The sequence below is a fragment of the Martelella sp. genome (assembly GCF_984369615.1).
Map to the genome: position 1 here is coordinate 1 of NZ_CFHTCS010000478.1, position 2744 is coordinate 2744.

General features: G+C 64.0%; 3 protein-coding genes. 1 reads left to right on the forward strand and 2 read right to left on the reverse strand.

The features are described 5' to 3' along the window. Nucleotides 1-127 precede the first annotated feature (127 nt). The gene (locus AC5DC2_RS22505; RefSeq protein WP_491700101.1) at nt 128-562 is read left to right on the forward strand and encodes a hypothetical protein; all 435 of its coding nucleotides are present in this window, start codon (nt 128-130) and stop codon (nt 560-562) included. Nucleotides 563-582: 20 nt separating this feature from the next. Here AC5DC2_RS22505 and AC5DC2_RS22510 read toward each other — a convergent pair whose 3' ends face one another. Together AC5DC2_RS22510 and AC5DC2_RS22515 are read right to left on the reverse strand one after the other, a co-directional pair. Continuing rightward, nucleotides 583-2007, reverse strand: a complete 1425-nt coding sequence (locus AC5DC2_RS22510; protein ID WP_491700102.1) for an aldehyde dehydrogenase family protein — start codon at nt 2005-2007, stop codon at nt 583-585. A 29-nt stretch (nt 2008-2036) separates the two neighbouring features. Further along, on the reverse strand, nt 2037-2744 hold a 708-nt coding region (locus tag AC5DC2_RS22515), incomplete at its 5' end, for a M24 family metallopeptidase (protein ID WP_491700103.1).

Here is a 2744-nt window from a genome sequence, read left to right on the forward strand (position 1 = left end):
CGGTCGCTCATCCACGGGACGATCATCCCAGCGGACAAGAACGTTTTCCGTGTCGAGAAGCGCTAGACCGGGCGTGGTGTCCAAAATCCCTTCGAGCACTTCGCGAACCAGATGGCGCGGATCGTTGATGAGTTTTTTCATGGGCTTTTGCCTGTGTAAAATGTCAATTGTTGAAGCCAGCCATCCGCGGCGGGGCGAGCGAGATTTCCCGCATAAGAACACGCATGAGCAGGAAAACGACCTGAATCGCATAGAACGGCAGCATGGCAGGACTTATGGTTTCGATCCAGAGCTTGCTGCCGCTGACTGCGGCAAAAAGACAGGGGCTGAGGCCGACCACGAGGGCGTCGGCAAACTTGACGATACCCCTGATGGCGCGCGGCGCCGTCATCAGTTCCGCCGCCAGGCGAACTTCAAAAAGGCGATCGTCATCCCTTACTCAAGGGCAATCAGCCGTGTTCACCACGCCGCGCGCGGGCAGGCGCAAATGCGCGCCGCCCGCATGGTTCGGTCTGTTTTTCGGCCGACAGGTTGGCTTCGGCAGATTGGACGGCCGCCATGAAGCCGTCCATCTGGTCCTGATCAGGCATCCTGCGGCAATTGCAGGGCACGCTCCTCGAGGAATTCGGACAATCCGTAGGGGCCGTTTTCACGGCCATAGCCGGAGTGCCTGAAGCCGCCGAACGGGGCGTCCAGGTTAAAGGGGGCGCCATTGATATCGATCTGTCCGGTCTCCATACGCGCGGCGAAGCCTTGCGCTCTTGCCTCATCCTGAGACCAGACCGCGCCGGCCAGCCCATACTTCGTTCCGTTGGCAATCGCCAGGGCTTCATCCTCGTCGCGATAGCAGATGATCGACAATACGGGCCCGAAAATTTCCTCCTGGGCGATGGCGCTTGCGGGGTTGACCCTTCCGAACACTGTCGCGCGCACGAAGTGGCCGGGGCCGTCAACCGGTTCGAGTCCGCCCGCAACCAGTTCCGCGCCGCAATCGATCCCCTTGCCGATATAGTCGAGCACCCTGTTTTTCTGGCGTTCGGAAACCAGCGGGCCGAGCCGGGTCTGATCGTCAAGCGGGTCGCCGGGAACGAAGCGGCTTGCCGCCTTTGCCGCAATCGCCCTCGCCTCTTCATAGCGGTTTTCCGGCACCAACAGGCGCGTCAGCGCCGAACAGGTCTGTCCGCCGTTCAAAAAACAGGCATTGATGGTGTTCTTGACGGCGCGCTCCAGGTCGCCATCCTCGAGAACGACGGCGGCGGACTTGCCGCCGAGTTCCAGCGACACCCGCGTCAGGTTTTCCGCCGCCAGCCGGGCGATGCGCTTGCCGACGGCAGTGGAGCCGGTAAATGAAATCATGTCGACTTCCGGGTTCGTCACCAGCGCCTCGCCGACGCTTTCGCCATCCCCCACGACGAGATTGAACACGCCGGCGGGCAGGCCGGCCTGGTCAAGCGCCTCGGCGAGCAGGAAGGCGCTGAGCGGCGCCACCTCGGAGGGTTTCAGGACGACCGTGCAGCCGGCGGCGAGCGCGGCCGCGACCTTTGCCGTTACCTGATGCAGCGGATAGTTCCAGGGCGTGATGCAGGCAACGACGCCGACGGGAACCTGAAGAATGCGCGAATTTGCAAGCCGGGTCTCGAAGGCATGGGTTTTGGCGCGCTCGGCATAGCGTTTCCATGCCTCGAGCGGCAATCCTGCCTGGATCGCCCGGCTCATCCTGATCGGCATGCCGACCTCACTCGTTATCAACTGCGCGATGTCCTCGCGGCGGCCCTCGAGCAGTTCGGCAGCGCGCGCAAGGATGGCGCCACGCTCGGGGCCGGTGGTTGCCGACCACGCCGCAAATGCCCCGCGCGCGGCGCTGACGGCCCTGGCGACGTCGGCGGGGGAACCGGCGGGCACTCTGCCCACCGGCTCCAGGCTCGAGGGACTGGCGATGACGAACTCGCCCTTTCCTTCGGGGGGAACCCAGGCGCCGCCGATGTAGAAGCTGTCATAATTCATCATCTCGTCCTCCTTCTCGACAAAGCGTCAGATCAGCCTTCGTAGACCCAGGGCTCGATCGGCGTTTTCGACATGCATTCCGCGCCGTCCTCGGTGATCACCCAGGCGCGCTCGTAGCGCAGGCCGCCGACGCCCGGCAGGTTGCAGGTGAGCGCTATGATTTCCATGAAGCCGGGCTGCATCACGTAGTCGGGCTCGCTGACATATTCCATCGCGAAGTCGGTGAAGGAGGGATACCATTCGTTGCCGAAGGCGCCGATGCCGTGGCCGAAGCCGCGGATCATGTCGCCCCAGCCCTTTTCGACCGTGAAGCGGCGGACATCGCCGGCAACATCGCCGATCGTACGGCCGGGTTTCAGGGCCGCGGTCAGATAGTGGCAGCTTTCCACATAGGCATCGATCAGCTTCTGCTGTTCCGCCGTCGGCTTGCCCATGATCGCGTTGTGGGAGACATCGCCGAGCATCATCTCGTACATGGCGTGGAGGTCGACCAGCAGGAACTCGCCGCGCTGGACGACCTTGCGGGTGGACGGCGTGCAGGCCCCGGTCCACGTACGGTGGCCGGAAGCAATCTCCTGGCCGCCGGTGAATGTCCAGGCGAATTCGCTGCCGAGGTCGCGGGCCGCCTGCTCGGCAATGCCGGCGATCTCGGTCTCGGCCATGCCCGGGCGCGCGGAACGGCGAACCGCTTCCTGCGCGGCGTCGGTCTCGAGGCGGCCGACTTTGGGCTGCTCCTCAGG